The organism is Butyrivibrio sp. AE2032 (assembly GCF_000702965.1).
Map to the genome: position 1 here is coordinate 560,676 of NZ_JNLF01000004.1, position 18,798 is coordinate 579,473.

The window sequence follows — 18,798 nt, forward strand, 5'->3', positions numbered from 1 at the left end:
GTATCAGGCCTTCCCGGCGTCCGTAACGACTTCAACATTGATATCTGCGGATACCTGCGGATGGAGCTTGATCCTGGTCTTAAACAGACCGGTATTCTTGATAGGTGTTGAGATAACGACCTTTTTCTTGTCAACATCAAAGCCTTCCTTCTTGAGGCTGTCGGAAATATCCTGAGCCGTTACCGCACCGTAGAGCCTGCCGTCTGCACCGCCTCTTGCGGTAACCCTGAAGATCTTGCCGTCGAGGATCTTTTTTGTTTCCTGTGCGGCTATAAGTGCCCTTCTCTCGTGCTCGGCCTTTGCGCCTGTCTGGAGCTTAACTTCGTTGAGATTGGCGGAAGTAGCTTCCTTCGCGAGACCCTTCTTAAAGAGGAAATTCCTCGCATAACCGTCGCTGACATTAACGACCTCATTGGCCTTGCCGACATTCTTGACATCCGAAAGAAGTATGACCTTCATAAAAACCTCCGCATATACCCTATATCTTTTACTAAAACAATCGGGCAATCTCCGTAAGACATATTATACGTCCCGGGGAGAGCCCGACTGATATTAAACTTTATTAATTATAGCGTAGCTTCTGTGATTTTTGTCAAATCACGGCCGCTATTGTCCCAAAAACAGTTTACTGAACCGTATAGGGCAAGATAGCAACCTGACGTGCACGCTTGATAGCTGTAGTAAGCTCACGCTGATGGATAGCGCATGTGCCTGTCATTCTCTTGGGAAGGATCTTGCCGTTCTCGGTAATATACTTCTTGAGTGTGACATCATCCATAAAATCAATGGACTCAACCTTGTTGGCACAGAAGGTGCAAACCTTCCTGCGTGTTCTTCTCTGCTTCATTCCGCCGGCAAAATCTCTGCCACCGGCTCTGGGTGCTCTGTTCTCTGCCATTTGAGTGATCTCCTTCACAAATTAAATCTCAAAGGGAAGCTCACCGGACTGACCTTCTTCAAAACCGCCGGAAACAGGTGCATCGATCTGCATATTGGGAGCAGTTGGAGCACTTGCAGCAACGGAATCTGCTGAAGGCGGATTGAAAGACTGTGTAGGTACGGGAGAAGCGGGCTCGGGACGGTATACGTCACCGGCAGGTGCTCCTGCGGATTCTACAAACTCGGCCTCATCGATAACAACTTCAGTAATAAACTTCTTCTGTCCACTCTGATCGTCGTAACTTCTGGTCTGAATGCTTCCGACCAGACCGATGCGGTTGCCTTTACGGAAATACTTCTGAATGAAGACTGCTGTCTGACGCCATGCAACACAGTTGATGAAATCAGCCTGTCTCTGACCGTTCTGGTCCTTGAAGCGTCTGTCCACCGCAACTGTGAAGTTGCAGAACTGTGTCTGATTGGTAGTCAGCTTGATTTCCGGGTCCTTTGTGAGTCTTCCGACTAATTCTACTTTGTTCATTTACTGTTACCTTCCTGTCTAAAGTGATTACTCACCGACACGAACAATGAGATAACGGATAACGCCATCGGTAATCTTGAGAACACGCTCAAGTTCCTTGGGGAAATCGCTATCGGCAGTAAATACTGTCTGAACATAGTAGCCGTTCTTCTGACCTTCAATCTCGTAAGCGAGCTCACGTGTGCCGATCGTATCGAATGCATCAATGGTAGCAGCTGATTCGATCTTAGCCTTGATTGTGTCAGTAAGAGAAGCAATACCCTCTTCACCAGCAGCGGTGCTGAGGATTGTGATCAAACGATATTGGTTTGCCATGTTTTTCACCTCCTTCTGGACTTTACGGTCCGGCATCAAAACCGGACAAGGATACCGCCCTAAATATAAGCGGCAACGTGAAGAATAACACAGCACGAGAGCCAAAGTCAAGCATTTACTTAAGCCGCGGGCTGTTCTCACCGTTCATGTCCTGCCTGAATCTTACAAGGGAGATTCTAGCAACCCCAAAATCAAAATTCTACCCTTTCAGAGCAGATTGAGACTATTTAGGGGGGTGTGAGACCAGTCTCAATTTTATTTTGTCCCAAAAAGTCAGATCCTCGATGCTCCGAGTTCCTTTAATACGTAAGGGAACAGCAATTCGAGCCAGGCATTAAGAGCTTTGGCCGTGTGAAGAAAAGTTTCGTAATTTTCACCGGAAGGGTCCGGAACGGATATCGACATTATCCTTCCGGAGGAATCTTTCATGACAAGACCGTTCGCTGCAGCGAATGTCGAGAGCGAGAAAACCTTGTCCTTTATCTCCGGAAATGCCTTGATGATGCTGAATGCCTGTTCATCCCTTACGGTCAGTATAAGATCGTTGTCGTCATAGACCGAAGGATTTGCCCTTCTTGACTCAACGGAACCAAGGCCGAAGCCCGTGAGTTCCTTTACTGCCTTGTCCATAAGAGCATCAGGTTCCATTCCCGACATAGCCGTCAGACCGGCGGATTCACAATAGATCTCGAAGCCTGTATCGGCGGCTCTGCTTGATATATAAGGTTCATTTTTCTCTATCAGACGCCTCATCAGCGATTCACAGCATGCAGAAAGTGAAGTATTGTTGTCATCTATGAAAAGTACGGATGCCGTGACCGTGTCCTTAAAGGCATCGATCGCCAAAGGAAGCCTCCCGGGTCTTGCCGGAGCAGGCATTCCGGGTGTCAGTTCCTCTTTCTTGCCGGCTGCCTTACCAAGCCTGTTCATATATGCAACAGACAGGCCTTCGCCATCAAAGCCCTGGGCAAGTATGACATCCACCTCCTGAACATCAAGGAACCTCAGACCCTCGAAGAGCCCGTGCGAAGCATATGAAACATCAACGGCGGGCCCGTAAACACAGAACTCCGTATGTGCGGATAAGATCCTGTCATCGAGCTTTTCGTAAACAGCCCTGATCTCCTTACCGCAGTACAGGCCTATCCTCGCAAACGGGTTTTTGGAGAGGATCTCCCTTGATCTCAGGATAAAAGGCGAAGCGATATTGACCAGTTCTTTTGCCTCTTCATCGGTCAGTTTCTTAAGATCCGCAACGGTAAAGACCGAATTCCCGATCTTTCCGTCTGTTCCCTGGGCATCGTCACCAAGGATCTTCGTTCCTTCAGGAAGACTCATTATCTCAACCTGTGCGAAGGGAGCGTAATGGCGGTATTTCATACCCGGTGATCTCGGTTTTTCCGCATCCCCGGAAGCCTTGCAAACAGAGGCTGTCTCAATTTTCAAGGCCTTTTCTATATCATTTTTTGTAACTGCTCCGGGTCTGAGTATTACAGGCAAAGTTCCGGTACAGTCGACTACCGTGGATTCCAGGCCGAATTCCGAATCGCCGCCGTCTATTACCGCATATATATAACCGTCCATGTCCTCAAGGACGGATCTGGCGTTTGTGGGTGAAGGTCTTCCGGACAGATTAGCCGATGGAGCCGCAACAGGCACACCCGCATATTTGAGGAACTTATTTGCTGTGGGATCTGAAGGCATCCTGACTCCGACCGTATCAAGTCCGGCCGTGGTCTGGTCCGATATGATATCAGACTTCTTCATTACGAGCGTTATCGGCCCCGGCATGAATTCATCGATAAGCTTCTGAGCGAGCGGAGTTATCCCGGAAACGATCTCCTTTATCTGTTCTTTGTCTCCGACATGGCATATGAGCGGATTGTCGGCAGGACGGCCCTTTGCCTCGAACACTCTCTTCACGGCTTCGCCGTCCCTCGCGTCACAGCCGAGTCCGTATACGGTTTCCGTCGGGAAGCCTACAACCTCACCGTTCCTTATATGCTCGGCAGCCTCTTTTATCGCGCTGTCATCACCTGAACCGATCAGTAATGTTTTCTTATATCTTTTCGTGCGTTCCATATGACCCCCGCTAATCAATCTTCGCTGCTTCCGGCATTTTCCGCTGCCTGTGCCAGTGTCAGCGCGTCCACTATCTCGTCAAGATCACCTGCAAGGATCTGGTCGAGCTTATAGAGCGTCAGTCCGATTCTGTGATCCGTAACTCTTCCCTGATGGTAATTGTATGTTCTGATCCTTTCGGAACGGTCACCCGTACCGACCTGGGATTTTCTCTCATCATTATGCCTGTCGGCATCGGCCTGTTGTGCTATCGCCCACAGGCGCGACTGAAGGACTTCCAGTGCCTTCTCTTTGTTCTGGATCTGAGATCTCTCATCCTGACACGTAACTACCATGCCTGTCGGAAGATGTGTGATCCTGATCGCAGAGGACGTCTTGTTGATATGCTGACCGCCTGCGCCGGAAGACCTGAACCTGTCTATCTTAAGATCGGACGGATTGATCTCGACATCCGTCGGCTCCGCTTTCGGGAGCACCGCAACCGTGGCGGTCGAAGTGTGAACTCTTCCACCCGATTCCGTAACAGGCACTCTCTGCACCCTGTGGACACCGCTCTCGAATTTCATCCTCGAATATACTCTCGGTCCGTCGATCTCGGCTACTATTTCCTTGTAACCTCCAAGCTCCGTAGGACTTGCATCGACAATGCTTACATCAAAGCCTTTGATAGCAGCATACCCCTTATACATCTTCATAAGATCTGACGCAAAGAGTGCGGATTCCTCTCCTCCGGCACCTGCCCTTATCTCGAGTATTACCGATCTGGAATCTCTCGGATCCCCGGGAGTCAGATATATCATCAGTTCCTTTTCAAGCGAGTTCAGCCTGTCTTTTGCATCAGCCAGTTCTGCATTGGCGAGGCTGCGCATCTCATCGTCTCCTCCGAGATCACCATTCTCCAAAAGGTCCAGTATGCCCTGGATCTCTTTCTCACAGGCTTCATAGCTCCTGATTGCCTCTACCTGAGGATTAAGAGCAGCCAATTCCTTTGAATATTTAGTATATTCCTCCGGACGTGAAGCAACCGCCGGATCACTCAGGGTTCCGGTCAGTTCCTCATATTTAGCCTTGATCAGGTCTGTCTTACTCTTATCTATTGACATGGTCTTATATATTAAAACATTAAAATATTATTTTCCAATTAATCAGTACAAAGATTACGGGCTGCCTCTTGCTCTGAGACAGCCCGTCCTTCTAAACAGACTTTAATGCATTACGCCTGAGGTGTCTGCGGCGGCTGAGGTGCAACCGTTGCAGCCGGCGCAGCAGGTACTGCGGGAACAGCAGGCTGTGCGGGTGCGACATTTGTAAGCACCTCATACTCGAGCTTGTGCCTCAAAGGCTTCTGGCAGCGCGGGCAATAAACGAATCCGTGAGGATACCATGCCCTGTGACCGAGATCATAAGTATGGTAATCGAATTCATAATAGCAGTACTCGCATCTGCAGTGAAAAGTCGGATTGTATTCCGTGTATCCCGGAACAGGATACGGATTTACTACTCCGGAATTCTGGATCCACGGCCTTGCCTGTGTTCCGGGAACCGGCTGCTGAGCTGCAACCGGAGCGGCAACAGGAGCTGCTGCAGCTGCTGCAGGTGCTGCAGCGGGCGCGGATGCCGGTGTGCCTTCCTGCAGGGTGCGGAAATCAAAACCGCACTTCATGCAGAAATTCGCGTCATCTGCGACCTGTGTTCCGCATCTGGGGCAAAATTTACTCATTGATCATTCCTCCTCTTATTCCATATTCGAAGCAACTGAGTAATTATAAATCGTTTGTAATATAAAGGTCAAATTTGAGGAACCATCAATGCCTTATCTTCAGGTTACATCCCGAACCAATCGAGTAGGGGGAATTTAATCCCCCTCTCACACCACCGCACGTGCCGTTCGGCATACGGCGGTTCAACTTAACTTCAAAGCGTGGCGCTCATTGTAGTAATCAAGGCAACTGATAAGACCTGCCCTGCCAAGCACCTCTTTTGAGATTGCCCGTGATACGCAAGTCTTGGTCACGACCCATTGGTATCTGTCTCCACAATACGATGTCAGTCTTGCTAAGTCTTTGGATACTCCGAGTTTTTGGAGTCCCCATTGTCTCTTGCTCGGCACCTTCCATTGTTTCCAGATAATGGTTCTAATCCTTGTCCTTAAATGTGCGTCAATGTCAGATATTGTTGACTTCATATCTCCTAATGCAAAGTAGTTTATCCAACCTCTCGTTACTTGGTTAATCTTCTCAATTCTCAATCCTAATCTCATTGAATTCTTTCTTTGCGTCAAGGCTTTGAGTCTGCGTTTGAACTTGGCGACAGAGTCTTGGTGTGGTCTTGCTTTCCATTCAAGTGTCTTTGGGTCTTTGTAGAATCCAAACCCGAGGTATTTGACTTTCGTCGGTCTGACAATCTTAGTCTTTTCTGCGTTGACCTTGAGTCCGAGTTTCCTTTCTATCCAAGACGTGATGGAGTACATCACACGCTTTGCACTTGCTTCGCTCTTTACTGCGATTATGCAGTCGTCAGCATATCTTGCGAAGTGCAATCCTCTGTTTTCAAGTTCTTTGTCCAGTTCATTCAGCATTATATTGCTAAGTAATGGTGAGAGGTTGCCGCCCTGCGGTGTTCCCATTTCTGTTTGCTCGTATCCTTCCGGGGTCATTACACCTGCCTTGAGATATTTGCGTATCAGAGATTCCGTGTCTCCATCGTTAATCAGTATGTGAACGTAGCTCATTAGTCTGTCTTGTGGTACGTTGTCGAAGAATTTCTCCAAGTCTATATCCACAATCCACGTGTAGTCCTCATTTAAGTATTCAAGGACTTTTCTTATTGCCATCTCACAGCTTCTGTTCGGGCGAAAGCCATAACTGAACTCCGAGAAATGCGGGTCACATATCGGTCCTATCACTTGTACTATTGCCTGCTGAATTACCCTGTCCATTGCAGTGGGAATTCCAAGTTTTCTCTTTCCTCCGTTAGGTTTGGGTATTTCTACCCGTCTGACTGGTTGGGGCTTGTATTCCCTCCGTAGTATCTGCCCTTTTATCGTAGGCCAATTAGCCTTGATATACTCACCAAGTTCCTCTGTACTGACACCGTCAACTCCGCCTGCGCCCTTGTTGGCACAGACCCGTTTGTAGGCTTCGTTCATATTGTCCTTATGTAAGATTTTGTCGAGCAGTTCTGACATTGCCTTGTGTGCTCTTCTCCTTTCCGCTCCCTCGGACTCAGCCTTATGTTGTGTGTTCAGATTTCATATACGTTTCATCCTACCACTGTCGGGCATATCCTCAGGACATACATTTGCGTCGCACGGTTAAATTGTTCCGCCCTTCCCGATTACTCGGTACTATGGCTTCTGCTGACTTCTCACAGTTCGTTGTTACTACGGATCGTGCTCCGTCTGTGAGACCTCACGGGATAAGCCCCGAACCTTTCCCCGTTTACTCGCCTGATTTACGCATTGAGGTTACGGTTGCCTTTAGGACTTTGATGTCTCAAGCCATCTCATCCGCTCAACACGCCTTAATATCAGGTTTCTGTCCGTCAAGCCACGGTTTCGCTATTGCTTCTTCTCGCCTGCACCTCACGGTACAAACCTTGCAAGTCGCTTTAAGGTTCGTCGGCAACTACGCCCCTCGGGACTTCCACCCGAGGTTCGGGACATGCCCGTCATACTCGAAAAAGCGTCCGGGCATATACCCGAACGCTCTGAAAATAATTATATTTATATAAAGATCAGCCGTTGAAAGAGATACCGGCTTTTACAAAATCCACGGTACCGTCATTATAAGCACTGTTGATCAGATTATCGGCAATGGCGGACGGAACGCTGATCCCGGAACTCCATTTTTTCTGACCTGAATAAATATAGATATGGGAATCCTTCTTATCATAGGTCACCATGTCTGCACCGAGCACACCTGTCTGCTCGCTTCCGGCAGCCGAAAAGTTGAATTTAACTTTGATCATCTTATGTCCTCCTGTTAAAGTGATAGTCTGATTATATAATAAAATCAAAAATAAATAACAACTCTTATAGATGTTATCTGTGAAGGTTATTTTGTGTTCCTTTTCATGATCAACGAAAAAGGCTGCCTCACATATCCGGAGACAGCCTTTGGTATGGTGGATGCTACAGGACTCGAACCTGTGACCCCCTGCACGTCAAGCAGGTACTCTAGCCAGCTGAGCTAAGCATCCGTATCGAACTTTGAAAGTATACCTTGTTTTATTCTTTTTGACAATCAGTTCTTACATTCATATTTCGAAACATTTATTAACAAAATGTAAACGCTTTTCGTGTTCACATTTCAAAAACCGTTTGTTACAAAACAAGTTTTTTTATCAAATACACGAACTGTTTTTACAATGTCAAAGGCTCAAAAAGCCGATAACCGTGCTGATTTGCTCACTTTAGCCACAACATGCACAAAAACTTGATACCTCTATTGTTTAATAGCACAAATCGGAAGAAAATGTGGAAAATATGAACACATTATGAACGAACTGTGATATATTTGTTTCATAAGATAACAATTCTAATTTGGGGAGGCGGCTTATGAGAAGGATTGGAAAAACACGTAAGGGTTTTACTCTCGTAGAAATGGTTCTTGTCATTGCAATCATCGTTATTCTTGCTGGTGTTATGGTCGTTGGCATCGGATCTTACCTCAATAAGGCTAAGATGGCTTCTTCTTCTATTTCTGCACATAACAGTTCTGTTGAATTCCTCAATGCTGAAGTTGACAGACAGCTCGGTGCGAACGCGAACGCAAACGGTGGCTGAATCATATAAGTTGATGTAGAGAATTGCATGCCTGTCTTAAGGGTGATCAGACATCAAAACCTCTTATCCATAAAGTGAAGCACGCAAAAAGCCTCCCTGATCTTCAGGCAATGTCATTAAGTTAAGACGACGTTGACTCAAAGAGATCACAAAAACAAATAAAAAAAGAGACTGGAGAAGTGAAATCTTCAGTCTCTTTTCATTTTTCAGGCAGCGCAAACAGACAGATTGAGTCTGCCTTTTGGTTTCTTTCGATTGTCTGCTGTGCTATGCTACGCGGTAGAAGAATCTTTGCAATACTTCACCAAGCACAAACCTGTTTCGTTTACGGTTAGGTCTTATTGGGATTAGACACTTGGCAATTGCGGATTCTACATAAGGCGGCGATGTTTGTCCGTGCAGGAACAGTCTACATACGTGCGTTGCAACTGAAAAGTTGCATTTGTAAGTGTACTTTCTTTGTTTCTTTGAAATGGCTACGTGCGAGGTAATCACTTCAACAAAGTTGTACAGAGTAAGCCGTGCGAAGATCTCTTGCCGGATACACGCCGTCTTTTTTGAATGGTATTTAAGAAGTCCTATTGTGTACTTAAGATCCCTGAAAGATGTTTCAATTCCCCATCTGGAAGCATACAGTTCCTTTAATTTTTCAGGAGGATACTTATCTCCAGGAAGATTTGTAATAACTGTTTCGTAAGTGTTTGAAGATATCTTAAATCTGACTATTCTGAATTTAAGTGTGTAGAAAACAAGCGGATCAGCCTTGCGGGAATATTGCGGGAGATAGTCAAAAGGACTGGAATTGGCAATGTATCTAAAGTGATTACGGTCTTTAATCAGTTGTTTAACTTCATTCGTTTGCTTTCTTGTTAAGTTCAAAACTATGCTTTGGTCAAAACAATCCTCATTGGGAAGATCAAATCCGTTCTTTATTCCATAATTACCGTCTTTTATACGGATAAGAAAGTACCAGCCTTTCTCCTGAATATGAGCAAGATTGTTGTAGGACTCATAGCCTCTATCTGCAATAACCAGTGCCAAATGTATATCTGAACGGTCTACTAACTGTTGCAGAGCTGAACACTCGTCTCTCTGAGCACCATTCTGGATGACCACGGCTCTGTAAAGATGCTGGTTTAGGTCGTATAACGCATTGATATGCAGACTGTTATAGGGATCTTGTGTTCTTGAACCCGGAAGATATGTCAACTTATCGTCAGGATTGGTTGGCAAACGAACATCAGAACCGTCTACCGCAAGCACCGGCATATCGCCAGAATTAACTGTAAGTCTGGCAGTAAACTTGTTGAACACTGCTTCGAAGGCTTCTGGCTTCAGTTTGTCCCGTTGCTGTACAAATGCTGAAACTGACGGTATATCCGAAGTTCCTTTAAACATATCGATCAGTTCGTTGGGCAAACTCTTGCATTCCATGTTGATTATTCCGGAAATAAGCTTTTGCAGAGAGATTTTCCGGGTTCTGGTAAAGTCGCGATCAGGGTTAACGCAATAGGCTTCGGGTGTACCGGCAACTTCGGCTACGGCTGATGAAAGCAGTCTCTTTACGTGTTTAGGTTTCATGTAGCACCTCCTTGAAATCAGGTTTTCCTAATTCCAAGGGCCTCTTTGAATCTTCCATATAAGGATTCAAAGAGGCCGCACACTTTGGTGTGCGTGTCAACCCTTTAGTAAAAAAATCCTCAAAAAAAAGACCCCCATACCTTTGCGGTATGAGGATCTTCGGGATTACTGTCTTAACTTAATGACATTGCTGATCTTCAGGGGGGCTTTTTGTTGGTATACTTTTTTCCGTTTCTTATTCCAAAGTGATATTAAGGACCTGCGGATTGTGATCGCTGTTTGCAAATCCGAGATCACGGATCTCATAAGAATCCACCCTGATATTGGGCGAGAGTATAAATCCGTCGATGACATAGTACTGCAGAGAATCCGGATCGTTTCCGGCAAGCGGCGCATATATCGATCTGCATGAAGGTATCGTCGGGTCCATGATAAACTGCCAGTCATCAGTATATTCGCCCACTTCCATAACTGCGGGCTGCCACTGCTCGGGGAACACCTTATATGGAACATTCACAGTTGAAAAGCTCTGGTTAAAGTCGCCTCCCGCGATCACATAATTGCCCTTCGCTGTCTCTTCATACAGGATATCCATGAGCATCTGAGCCTGAGCGGCTTTGCCTTCACCGTCGTCATAAGCCTCCAGGTGGAAATTAAGGAGCACTATCTCCTTTCCTCCTTCGACAGGGATCCTCGTAACAAGAAGACACCTTTTGAGATTGAAAGTCCTGACAGGCCATGAGAACGGACAAGGGAGCTGGATCCTCGTCGCCGACGTGACGGGATAGCTGCTGTAGGTTGCCACACCGGAATCGATCTTTCCCATGGGCGGGATCGGGAACGGTGCGAACTCAACCTTGAAATTGTATGCAAAAGATCTGTTGTTATATCCCAACGGATCAAAGTATGTTGTCTGGTCTATGTGATAGCTTCTGTCACTGTCGAGATCTATCTCCTGGAACAAAAGGATATCAGGATCTTCTGCCTTAACTTCCCTGACAAAAGCATCGAGGTTTTCCCTGACTCTCGCTTCATCCGCAGGATAGACCATCTTACCGCCGTCCATAAAGAAATCTGCGTTATCACCCAACGCTCCAAAGCCGAGATTCCACGATACGATCTTGAGAGAGTCTCCTTCCGCAAGCTGCTTCGCCTCACCGTCTAAAGCCTGAACTGCAACAACCTCGGTGTCCTCAGGTCTGTATTCGACCGCAGTAAGCCAGATCAGCAGAACCGCCAGAAGCACCACGATCACCAGAACTATTGCAAGCAATACTTTAAGGATCCCTTTTACAACCTTCATATGATCTCCTCTTGGGCCACCCATGCCCCTTTATTCATAAAGAAAATAATATAAAAGTACCAAATAAAATCAAGTATGATACGCTGATGAGGAAATCATCCCATGGTCCGGTGTCAGACAGCAAAAAAAGTCGGGAAAGCAGAATAACCGATGGAATACAATATGCTCACAAGGAGGTGAGCCGATGGATGAACAAAGAACAGCAGTACGCAAAATGCAGGATTATATAAATGAGCATATCACCGAAGACATTGATATGGCAGATCTTGCAAGGGCGGCTTCTTTTTCTCCATGGTACGCAAGAAAGCTCTTCATCAAGCATCTCAACATGACACCGGCTGTTTACATCAGGCGCCTTAAACTGTCGAAATCAGCTCTGAGACTGCGGGATGAGGATTGTCAGATCCTTGATCTGGCGTTGGATATGGGATTCGGAAGTGTCGACGGATATCAGCGCGCATTCAGACGTGAATTCGGCGTAAATCCGAAGGAGTACTCCACCAGTCCTGTCCCAATCTGGCTCTTCACACCTTCTTTCATCATCGATAAAGAAAGGAAGACAAACAATATGAGCGATATCAGAAACGTATTTATCCAGGTTGTCGAAAAGCCCGCACGAAAGGTCATAATCAAAAGAGGCATAAATGCCACAGAATACTGGAGCTACTGCAAGGAAGTCGGATGTGATGTATGGGGACTTCTGACCAGCATCAGATCCATAAGCGGTGAGCCTGTTTGCCTCTGGCTTCCGGAGCATCTCAGAAAACCCGTCACGAATGAATATGTTCAGGGCGTTGAGGTTGAGACCGGTTACACGGGTACAGTACCCGAGGGTTTTGAGATCATCGATCTTCCTGCCTCAACTTATCTTCTCTTCAGAGGAGAGCCGTTCAAAGAGGAAGATTATGAATCAGCCATAACGGAGATCTGGGATGCCGAGAAAAAATATGATCCCGCTTTCATCGGATACAGATGGGATGACAGCAATCCCAGGATCCAGCTCGAACCAGTCGGAGAAAGAGGTTATATCGAACTTGTTCCCGTAAAGAAGATCTGATCCGAAAATTCTTAACCGCATACAAAAAGGCTGCAAGGACTTCAAATGCCCTGCAGCCTTTATTTCTTTCATACCAAATGTTAAGCCTTACTTGCTTCTGTCTTCACAGTAACCGCAGTTCTGGCACATGCATATATTCTCGACTCTGTTAAAACTGACTGATTCAGAGTGGCATACCGGACACACATCGAACGGCTTTTCTGCCACTTCTTTTTGCTCAGACATATTATCGATAACTGCTTTCATCATCGCGCCTGTTCTCGACCCTTTTATGCGCACCGGAGTTGTCGGCAGCCTCGGGCTTAAGCCTCCCGTTACGTTGTCGAGCTGTTCATTATCAAGTTCGTTATTCTTATCTGTGTCATTCATATTCTCTTCCTCATTCACTATATGGTTGTTCAGGTTCCATATTTAGATTATACAATCAGTCCTTGTTTAAAATGCGTATTTCCTGTGAATACTTTTCGAACTTACACTTTCCATGCGCGGCAAAAACAAACCCCCGAAGCGGAAACTCCGGGGGGATCATTTCATATAACTTGATGATTAAACTACCACATCACTTCAGGGTACTCGATCACTCTTTGGACTGTGCCTATCTCAGACTTTACATCTGAATAACAGGATGCCACTACACCTTTGTCAGGAAGAACATGTACATAAGTGTTGTTGCCAACATAGATACCGCAATGCTCCATCACGCCGTCATGATCCTTATCGAAACAGATAATATCGCCGTCAAAGACATCATCAGGGTCGATTTCCATACCGCATTGAGCCAGTTCCGAGATATCGTGAGGAAGACCTAAAGAACAATCCTCCTTATAGATGTACACGATGAGTCCGGCATCATCAAAACCGGTTTCAAATTCACCGCCGGCTTCATACGGACAGCCGACAAGATTTTTAGCAAACCAGGAAATGAGGATAGAAGAATCAACCGTGTAAAGGTTTACATCGCTGCACAATCTTCCATTAACGTAATTGCCGGAATCTGTCTTATACCAACCGTTATCAGTTACGTCAACAACTACGATCGGAGTACCGCCCGGATAAGAATCTGCAGAAGGATAATCATCGCCGGGACCCGTTCTTGCACTGATCCAATCCGCATTTGCATATACAGTCACTGATTTGAGACCGTTTAAAGATTTCAGCATATACTTCTCAGCATATTCCATTTCAGTCACAGTTTTGATCGCTGCGTATTCATTCTCAGTCACACTTTTGATCGATCCTTGTTCTGTGGCTTCTGTTGCATCTCCTGCTTTATCTTTTGAATTCAGACTGCATGCGGCTCCGACAAATAACATTGCAGCTGTTATCATTACCGCTGTGATCTTATGCCCTTCTTTATAATGAATAATGTTTTTCACTCTCTTTGTAACCTCCACTTTGCTGAAGGAATTCCTACTGAATCCCAATGGTGTTACCAGATATCTTTTGGTGTTGCTCTTCCTGGCATATGCAACAATCGACATTGTGTATGCCTGCTTAACATCAGCATCCATATTTGCAACAACGCTTTCATCGCAGCTCATCTCTATATCCTGCTCGAAAAGAACATACGCCAGCCACACAAGAGGATTGAACCAATGAACTGCAACCACAGCCATACCTATGATCTTACTGATCCAGTCGCCATGTTTTATATGTGTTCTCTCATGCTTAAGGATATATTCTCTCTCATTGTTATTGAGAACGTCAGGCAAATAAATCCCGGGCACAAACAAGCCAAACACAAAAGGCGCCGTAACCTTATCAGATTCATATATGTTCTTTCCGATCTTTTTGGCATCCTTAAGTCTTCTCTTAAGATCGATATAACGAACCGAACAGTAACCTGTTATTACTGCGGTTCCGGTCAGCCAGACGATTGCAAGCACCGTCCCAATATCCGGTAGTTTTCCTGCATTTGCATAAGCTACGGCCGGTATCTCCGTTCCGGTATTTTTAACCGGTTCGACGATCTTGATACCGTCTTGTGAAACAGCGTCCGTTGTTGCCTTCCCGGCATCAACGTTGTCAGGCAGCGCTGCTTCAGAAACCTCTGCAGTTGCAGTATCGGTTTGAGTCATTTCCGGAAGATAATTGAAAATGCTTATACCTGATTCGATGTTTATCGGAAGCAATAACCGTATCGCCACCACAGCCCAAAGGATCATGATGAATCTCTTGGAACGTTTGCGCAGAAGAAATCTGAAAAGAATGGTAATGAGGATCACCACGCTTCCCATGAGGGACATCTCAACTATTTTCTGGAAAAGATCTCCCATCATTGTCCTCCCTTAAGATTATCATTGATGAGCTTCATCAGAGCATCCGCATCTTCATCGCTCAATGTCCGGTTATTGCCCAGGAAAGCAGCCACAAACTTCGGCAATGATCCGGAAAAACTCTCATTAACGATCTGATTGCTCTCCGATATCAATACTTTTTCCTTGGGAATAAGTACACTGACGACAGAATCTTCGTTCTTGACGAAACCTTTTGCGATAAGCTTACGAAGAACAGTATATGTAGTTGATTTATTCCAATTGATCTTATCACCAGCAAGCTTCACCAATCTGCCTGACTCAACAGGTGCTTCCTGCCAGATAATCTCCATCAGTCTTTTTTCAGCTTCAAACAATATCAGTTCTTCCATGTAACTTACCTCGAACAAATTAGGTTTATCACATTAAACCCGCGGTTAGTTTATCACGATAAACCAGTACTGTCAAGAAAACACAAAGGCATATTCAAAGCAAATAGCGTTAACCAAACGTTGACCAATGTTACCCAAGTGTTACCAAAAACGGGGATATAAACGGGACAGGAACCTTTTTCGGGCAAAAGAAAAACCCTCGAAAACGCGGTGTTTTCAAGGGTTTAATCTTTGGAGCCATTTGTGGGACTCGAACTAATAAAGCATTATTCTATTAAATTGTAAATAACTCTAAAACGCAGTATTTTATTGGCTTTCATGGCATATCATAGTTAATTTTCTATCACATTGTTTTAATATCCCCATGTCATCAACTTCCATTCACCACTATCAGTACGTGCAAGCCACCATTGCCAACCGATATATTCATAATCGGAATTCCATGCACCTCCACCATCTTTTGGAGAATGAAAATCACTGGTGAACATGATACATTGTGTAAAAGTTTCGCTTGCGTCATTAGCCTCCTCCAGTTCATTCATCCATGATATATTGTCAGCATTACATTCATCGTCTGAACTATAAGTGATACTATGAAGTTCACAGCCATCCCAAGAATTAAATTCCGCTTTTATCAGCTGAATTGCTGAATCCATATCATCTTTTGAATAGATTTCAGAGTATCCGTAGTCTATTGTCACTTCAGTAGCAGTTTTTCCAGCACATCCTGTTAACTGAAATATACAAATCAAGGTGACAATTAGTATTAATATCTTTTTCATATGCAACTTCAGATTCGGCCATTCCTTTGGATATTATATTTCACCGGTTTGTGAAAAAAACGGGATAATTCAGAAACACTGCTGACAGTTGATTCATTCACCGCAGTGCAAGAAGTCAATAAAAATGTTGCTGTTAATAATGTCGCAAAAGCTTTCTTCATGGCAGACTCCTGTTATTCTTAATGCAAATCAGAACATATCAGGTGTGTATTCTTTAAATATCATATCATCCATCGAAAGAACACGCTCTGAATTATCCTGACTATTAACGAATACTAATTGGTTTTTATCGGCAGAGTAACAGACCTTATATTTATTGGCGCCAAAAGCTGTGCCAAGTTCTTTTTGGATCTTTTCCAGATCAATCATGCCTACTTCGACTGCTCCGTTCCTGTTGCGGAAAACATAGGCACGCTCAGCTCCGTCTGCGTCATAACAGCAGTTGCTTATCAGTTCATCACTGCCGTCACCATCAATGTCGGCTATTACGATATCAGGCTTGCTGTCGCACCCGTAAGAGAATTGGCAGGCAATCTCCTTGCCTTCAGAATTGAAAATATGCCAAATATAGTAATTGGAGGCACCTTGCTCGATCTCGGCATAACAATTCTCAAAACCAAGAACAGAACCCAGCTCGACTCTTTTGGATATCTCTTTTTCAGTTTCAGATTCTTCTGTAGTTGTTGTTTCTTCCGTCGTGCTTTCAACTGCTGTTACAGACTCGCCAGCTGTTATTTCATTCTTAATCTGTGAGCATGAACATGCAAGGAAAGCCGTTATGGTTCCCAACAACATGAAATAACATAAATGCTTTAAGTGCTTACACATTTTCCTAACCCCGTTCGTCAAAGAATTCATACTCAATTATATATAAGTGCTTCTCAGCAAATTAATGAAAACTGAATTAATACTAAATGGGGTTGAGTAAGTTTTACTGCAGTTATGTTGACAATATAGCAATGAGAACTAAATTCTTTGTTTTCTTCGAGCTTTTTTTACAAGATACATTTCTGCATCTGCCTGTTGGATGAACTCAATCAGTGTATCAGACTTGTCCGGGATCGCATTTATAAAGCCGACACTTGCCGAAAGCTCATATGGCTTATTCATTTCTTGGTTTTTCCTTTCGAGTTCAGCATCAAATCTTTTCTTGAATATTTCAGCAAAATTATCCCCACGGCCTATGATTACGAATTCGTCTCCGCCAATTCTTCCGCATACATCCATAGAGCCGCATGACAATTCAATAGTCTCTGACACGGATTTGATCGTAAAGTCACCCTCAGAGTGACCATAAGTGTCATTAATTATCTTGAGACCGTCAACATCGATGAAAATAACAGAGAGTGCCGCTTGAGCCTGAATACATTCTTCAAATATATATCCGGCATTGATATTAAATCCGTTTCTGTTATAGATTCCACACAGAGGGTCAAGCACATTCAGTTTGGATATAGTTTCTATAGCGTTGCCTATACTCATTGTTATTGTATGACAGTGATTGCTGTATATAGGAAAATCTGTGTTCGACATGATGTAATATCCTAATATACGTGGGCCAAAATGAAGCGGAATATAGTAACTGACCTTGCCGCTGGTCAATTGCTGTTCAGGATGGAGTTGTTTGCTCGGGAAGGATTTTACAGCACTTCTTTCGCCGTGATCCCAAATAAGCGGAGCAGTCATTGCTTCAGGATAATTACCGCCGTCGTCATAGGAAAGTGTGTTATATGTCTTCTCCCAGTTGCTTACAAGACACAGAGAAAACTCTCCGCAATCTATTGCTTCTAGCCATTTACAGATAGCATCAGAACATTCATCGATGTTCTTTGCGACAGCTAATGCTGCGATCAGTCTGTTAAGAATATGGATACCCATATATGTCCGTTCGATCTTTAATGCTGTCTCTTTTCTGAATTCCAGAGCGTTATCTCTGTTGTCAGGATTACATCCGCAACTCTCGGCAAAGACCGGTTCTGCATCCATTATCGTGCTGCGCGGACTCTTTTCTCCCTGCATAAGGGAATACAAAACCTCGCAAGCTTTTACACCTGAGGCATACAAAGGTCTTTTCACGGTTGTAAGAACCGGGAATGCATTACGAGCATTGAAAGTGTTATCGAATCCGGTCACTGCAACATCTTCAGGCACTTTAACACCATTCAACTGAAGCTTATTCATTGCAGTCAGAGCCATGCTGTCGTTAGCACAGACAAAAGCATCGGGCAAACTGATTCCGGAATGCATAAAGTCATCTATAGCCTTAATTCCATCATAGCTGCGGAATTGACCTTTATGAAGGCGTCTTTCATCAAATTCCAAACCGTTCTCAGAAAGAGCGTCACGGAAAGCTTTGTATCTCTCCTGAGCCTCAGGATTGGTTTCAGGGCCGGAGATATAATTGAACACTTTATAACCATGCTCATTTATAAGATGCTCCACCAATCTTTTCATTACGGCATAATTATCAATACTTACATCGTGGAACTCCTCATAGTCATTGCACTCGAAAATAACTGTAGGAATGTTTGCAGCTTTAACCTTATCAATGATCGAATTCCTTATATCCAAGTTTGAAAAAGTGTTTGTCAAAAGAAGTGCACCATCAAAACTCGCGAGCTGTGCCAGTTTGTATATGCTGTATTCTCCGTCATCAAATGAACTGTTTTCTACAACACCGCCGAAAGACGCAAAATACGAAATATTGATTGCATGATTTCTGGCAAATTCATTGATGCCTTTTATTATCTGATATGGGTATTCCTCATCCATACCGCAAACAAAGGCTGCTACATTAAATATCTTTTTCATATCATGCCTCCTAA

19 protein-coding genes and 1 tRNA gene are annotated in these 18,798 nt (G+C 44.6%); 2 read left to right on the forward strand and 18 right to left on the reverse strand.

Features of this window, described 5'->3' with window-relative positions; all coding sequences use genetic code 11:
* Window positions 1–3: 3 nt before the first annotated feature.
* The 10 genes from rplI to BO18_RS16580 form a co-directional block, all read right to left on the reverse strand.
* Entirely contained in the window at window positions 4–459 is a 456-nt protein-coding gene (gene rplI / locus BO18_RS16535; protein ID WP_034448104.1) for a 50S ribosomal protein L9, read from the reverse strand.
* Window positions 460–625: 166 nt separating this feature from the next.
* Entirely contained in the window at window positions 626–898 is a 273-nt protein-coding gene (gene rpsR, locus BO18_RS16540) for a 30S ribosomal protein S18 (protein WP_034448107.1), read from the reverse strand.
* Window positions 899–919: 21 nt separating this feature from the next.
* The gene (locus tag BO18_RS16545; RefSeq protein WP_034448113.1) at window positions 920–1,420 is read right to left on the reverse strand and encodes a single-stranded DNA-binding protein; all 501 of its coding nucleotides are present in this window, start codon (window positions 1,418–1,420) and stop codon (window positions 920–922) included.
* A gap of 27 nt (window positions 1,421–1,447) precedes the next feature.
* Complete coding sequence (gene rpsF, locus BO18_RS16550; protein ID WP_034448115.1) at window positions 1,448–1,735, reverse strand: 30S ribosomal protein S6; 288 nt, start codon at window positions 1,733–1,735, stop codon at window positions 1,448–1,450.
* Between the two features lie 273 nt (window positions 1,736–2,008).
* A complete protein-coding gene (locus BO18_RS32975; RefSeq protein ID WP_051688856.1) occupies window positions 2,009–3,817 on the reverse strand; it encodes an L-threonylcarbamoyladenylate synthase in 1,809 nt (602 codons plus the stop codon).
* Window positions 3,818–3,831: 14 nt separating this feature from the next.
* Window positions 3,832–4,920: a peptide chain release factor 1 gene (gene prfA / locus BO18_RS16560; RefSeq protein WP_034448117.1), complete on the reverse strand. Its 1,089-nt coding sequence runs from the start codon at window positions 4,918–4,920 to the stop codon at window positions 3,832–3,834.
* A 110-nt stretch (window positions 4,921–5,030) separates the two neighbouring features.
* The gene (locus BO18_RS16565) at window positions 5,031–5,537 is read right to left on the reverse strand and encodes a zinc-ribbon domain-containing protein (protein WP_034448118.1); all 507 of its coding nucleotides are present in this window, start codon (window positions 5,535–5,537) and stop codon (window positions 5,031–5,033) included.
* A gap of 183 nt (window positions 5,538–5,720) precedes the next feature.
* Entirely contained in the window at window positions 5,721–7,004 is a 1,284-nt protein-coding gene (ltrA, locus tag BO18_RS16570) for a group II intron reverse transcriptase/maturase (RefSeq protein WP_034448120.1), read from the reverse strand.
* A gap of 548 nt (window positions 7,005–7,552) precedes the next feature.
* A complete protein-coding gene (locus BO18_RS16575) occupies window positions 7,553–7,786 on the reverse strand; it encodes a hypothetical protein (protein ID WP_034448124.1) in 234 nt (77 codons plus the stop codon).
* A gap of 154 nt (window positions 7,787–7,940) precedes the next feature.
* Window positions 7,941–8,017: transfer RNA gene (locus tag BO18_RS16580), tRNA-Val, on the reverse strand.
* Window positions 8,018–8,375: 358 nt separating this feature from the next.
* Here BO18_RS16580 and BO18_RS16585 point away from each other — a divergent pair.
* On the forward strand, window positions 8,376–8,603 hold the full coding sequence (locus BO18_RS16585) for a type IV pilin protein (RefSeq protein WP_034448126.1): 228 nt from the start codon (window positions 8,376–8,378) through the stop codon (window positions 8,601–8,603).
* Between the two features lie 267 nt (window positions 8,604–8,870).
* Here the strand turns inward: BO18_RS16585 and BO18_RS16590 are convergent, their stop codons facing one another.
* Complete coding sequence (locus BO18_RS16590; RefSeq protein WP_034442651.1) at window positions 8,871–10,184, reverse strand: IS4 family transposase; 1,314 nt, start codon at window positions 10,182–10,184, stop codon at window positions 8,871–8,873.
* Between the two features lie 235 nt (window positions 10,185–10,419).
* Window positions 10,420–11,487 (reverse strand): endonuclease/exonuclease/phosphatase family protein, encoded by a 1,068-nt coding sequence (locus BO18_RS16595; RefSeq protein ID WP_034448128.1) that lies wholly within the window; start codon window positions 11,485–11,487, stop codon window positions 10,420–10,422.
* Window positions 11,488–11,671: 184 nt separating this feature from the next.
* Here BO18_RS16595 and BO18_RS16600 point away from each other — a divergent pair, with 184 nt between their 5' ends.
* Complete coding sequence (locus tag BO18_RS16600) at window positions 11,672–12,544, forward strand: helix-turn-helix domain-containing protein (RefSeq protein WP_034448129.1); 873 nt, start codon at window positions 11,672–11,674, stop codon at window positions 12,542–12,544.
* A gap of 87 nt (window positions 12,545–12,631) precedes the next feature.
* Here the strand turns inward: BO18_RS16600 and BO18_RS16605 are convergent, their stop codons facing one another.
* The 6 genes from BO18_RS16605 to BO18_RS16630 form a co-directional block, all read right to left on the reverse strand.
* Window positions 12,632–12,913, reverse strand: coding sequence for a hypothetical protein (locus tag BO18_RS16605; protein WP_034448132.1), 282 nt, complete (start codon window positions 12,911–12,913; stop codon window positions 12,632–12,634).
* A 182-nt stretch (window positions 12,914–13,095) separates the two neighbouring features.
* A complete protein-coding gene (locus BO18_RS16610) occupies window positions 13,096–14,820 on the reverse strand; it encodes a M56 family metallopeptidase (protein WP_034448134.1) in 1,725 nt (574 codons plus the stop codon).
* Complete coding sequence (locus BO18_RS16615; protein ID WP_034448136.1) at window positions 14,820–15,191, reverse strand: BlaI/MecI/CopY family transcriptional regulator; 372 nt, start codon at window positions 15,189–15,191, stop codon at window positions 14,820–14,822. Before BO18_RS16615 ends, BO18_RS16610 begins: the two co-directional genes overlap by 1 nt.
* A gap of 353 nt (window positions 15,192–15,544) precedes the next feature.
* Window positions 15,545–15,973 carry a hypothetical protein gene (locus BO18_RS16620; RefSeq protein ID WP_034448138.1) on the reverse strand — a complete coding sequence of 143 codons (429 nt, stop codon included), beginning with the start codon at window positions 15,971–15,973 and terminating at the stop codon, window positions 15,545–15,547.
* A 189-nt stretch (window positions 15,974–16,162) separates the two neighbouring features.
* Window positions 16,163–16,801, reverse strand: coding sequence for a hypothetical protein (locus BO18_RS16625; protein WP_185752482.1), 639 nt, complete (start codon window positions 16,799–16,801; stop codon window positions 16,163–16,165).
* A gap of 138 nt (window positions 16,802–16,939) precedes the next feature.
* Window positions 16,940–18,784 (reverse strand): GGDEF domain-containing protein, encoded by a 1,845-nt coding sequence (locus BO18_RS16630; RefSeq protein ID WP_051688857.1) that lies wholly within the window; start codon window positions 18,782–18,784, stop codon window positions 16,940–16,942.
* Between the last annotated feature and the right edge of the window lie 14 nt (window positions 18,785–18,798).

Coding starts and splice junctions, on each gene's coding strand:
- rplI (WP_034448104.1), bottom strand. CDS start 459: ATGAAGGTCATACTTCTTTCGGATGTCAAGAATGTCGGCAAGGCCAAT.
- rpsR (WP_034448107.1), bottom strand. CDS start 898: ATGGCAGAGAACAGAGCACCCAGAGCCGGTGGCAGAGATTTTGCCGGC.
- BO18_RS16545 (WP_034448113.1), bottom strand. CDS start 1,420: ATGAACAAAGTAGAATTAGTCGGAAGACTCACAAAGGACCCGGAAATC.
- rpsF (WP_034448115.1), bottom strand. CDS start 1,735: ATGGCAAACCAATATCGTTTGATCACAATCCTCAGCACCGCTGCTGGT.
- BO18_RS32975 (WP_051688856.1), bottom strand. CDS start 3,817: ATGGAACGCACGAAAAGATATAAGAAAACATTACTGATCGGTTCAGGT.
- prfA (WP_034448117.1), bottom strand. CDS start 4,920: ATGTCAATAGATAAGAGTAAGACAGACCTGATCAAGGCTAAATATGAG.
- BO18_RS16565 (WP_034448118.1), bottom strand. CDS start 5,537: ATGAGTAAATTTTGCCCCAGATGCGGAACACAGGTCGCAGATGACGCG.
- ltrA (WP_034448120.1), bottom strand. CDS start 7,004: ATGTCAGAACTGCTCGACAAAATCTTACATAAGGACAATATGAACGAA.
- BO18_RS16575 (WP_034448124.1), bottom strand. CDS start 7,786: ATGATCAAAGTTAAATTCAACTTTTCGGCTGCCGGAAGCGAGCAGACA.
- BO18_RS16585 (WP_034448126.1), top strand. CDS start 8,376: ATGAGAAGGATTGGAAAAACACGTAAGGGTTTTACTCTCGTAGAAATG.
- BO18_RS16590 (WP_034442651.1), bottom strand. CDS start 10,184: ATGAAACCTAAACACGTAAAGAGACTGCTTTCATCAGCCGTAGCCGAA.
- BO18_RS16595 (WP_034448128.1), bottom strand. CDS start 11,487: ATGAAGGTTGTAAAAGGGATCCTTAAAGTATTGCTTGCAATAGTTCTG.
- BO18_RS16600 (WP_034448129.1), top strand. CDS start 11,672: ATGGATGAACAAAGAACAGCAGTACGCAAAATGCAGGATTATATAAAT.
- BO18_RS16605 (WP_034448132.1), bottom strand. CDS start 12,913: ATGAATGACACAGATAAGAATAACGAACTTGATAATGAACAGCTCGAC.
- BO18_RS16610 (WP_034448134.1), bottom strand. CDS start 14,820: ATGGGAGATCTTTTCCAGAAAATAGTTGAGATGTCCCTCATGGGAAGC.
- BO18_RS16615 (WP_034448136.1), bottom strand. CDS start 15,191: ATGGAAGAACTGATATTGTTTGAAGCTGAAAAAAGACTGATGGAGATT.
- BO18_RS16620 (WP_034448138.1), bottom strand. CDS start 15,973: ATGAAAAAGATATTAATACTAATTGTCACCTTGATTTGTATATTTCAG.
- BO18_RS16625 (WP_185752482.1), bottom strand. CDS start 16,801: ATGTGTAAGCACTTAAAGCATTTATGTTATTTCATGTTGTTGGGAACC.
- BO18_RS16630 (WP_051688857.1), bottom strand. CDS start 18,784: ATGAAAAAGATATTTAATGTAGCAGCCTTTGTTTGCGGTATGGATGAG.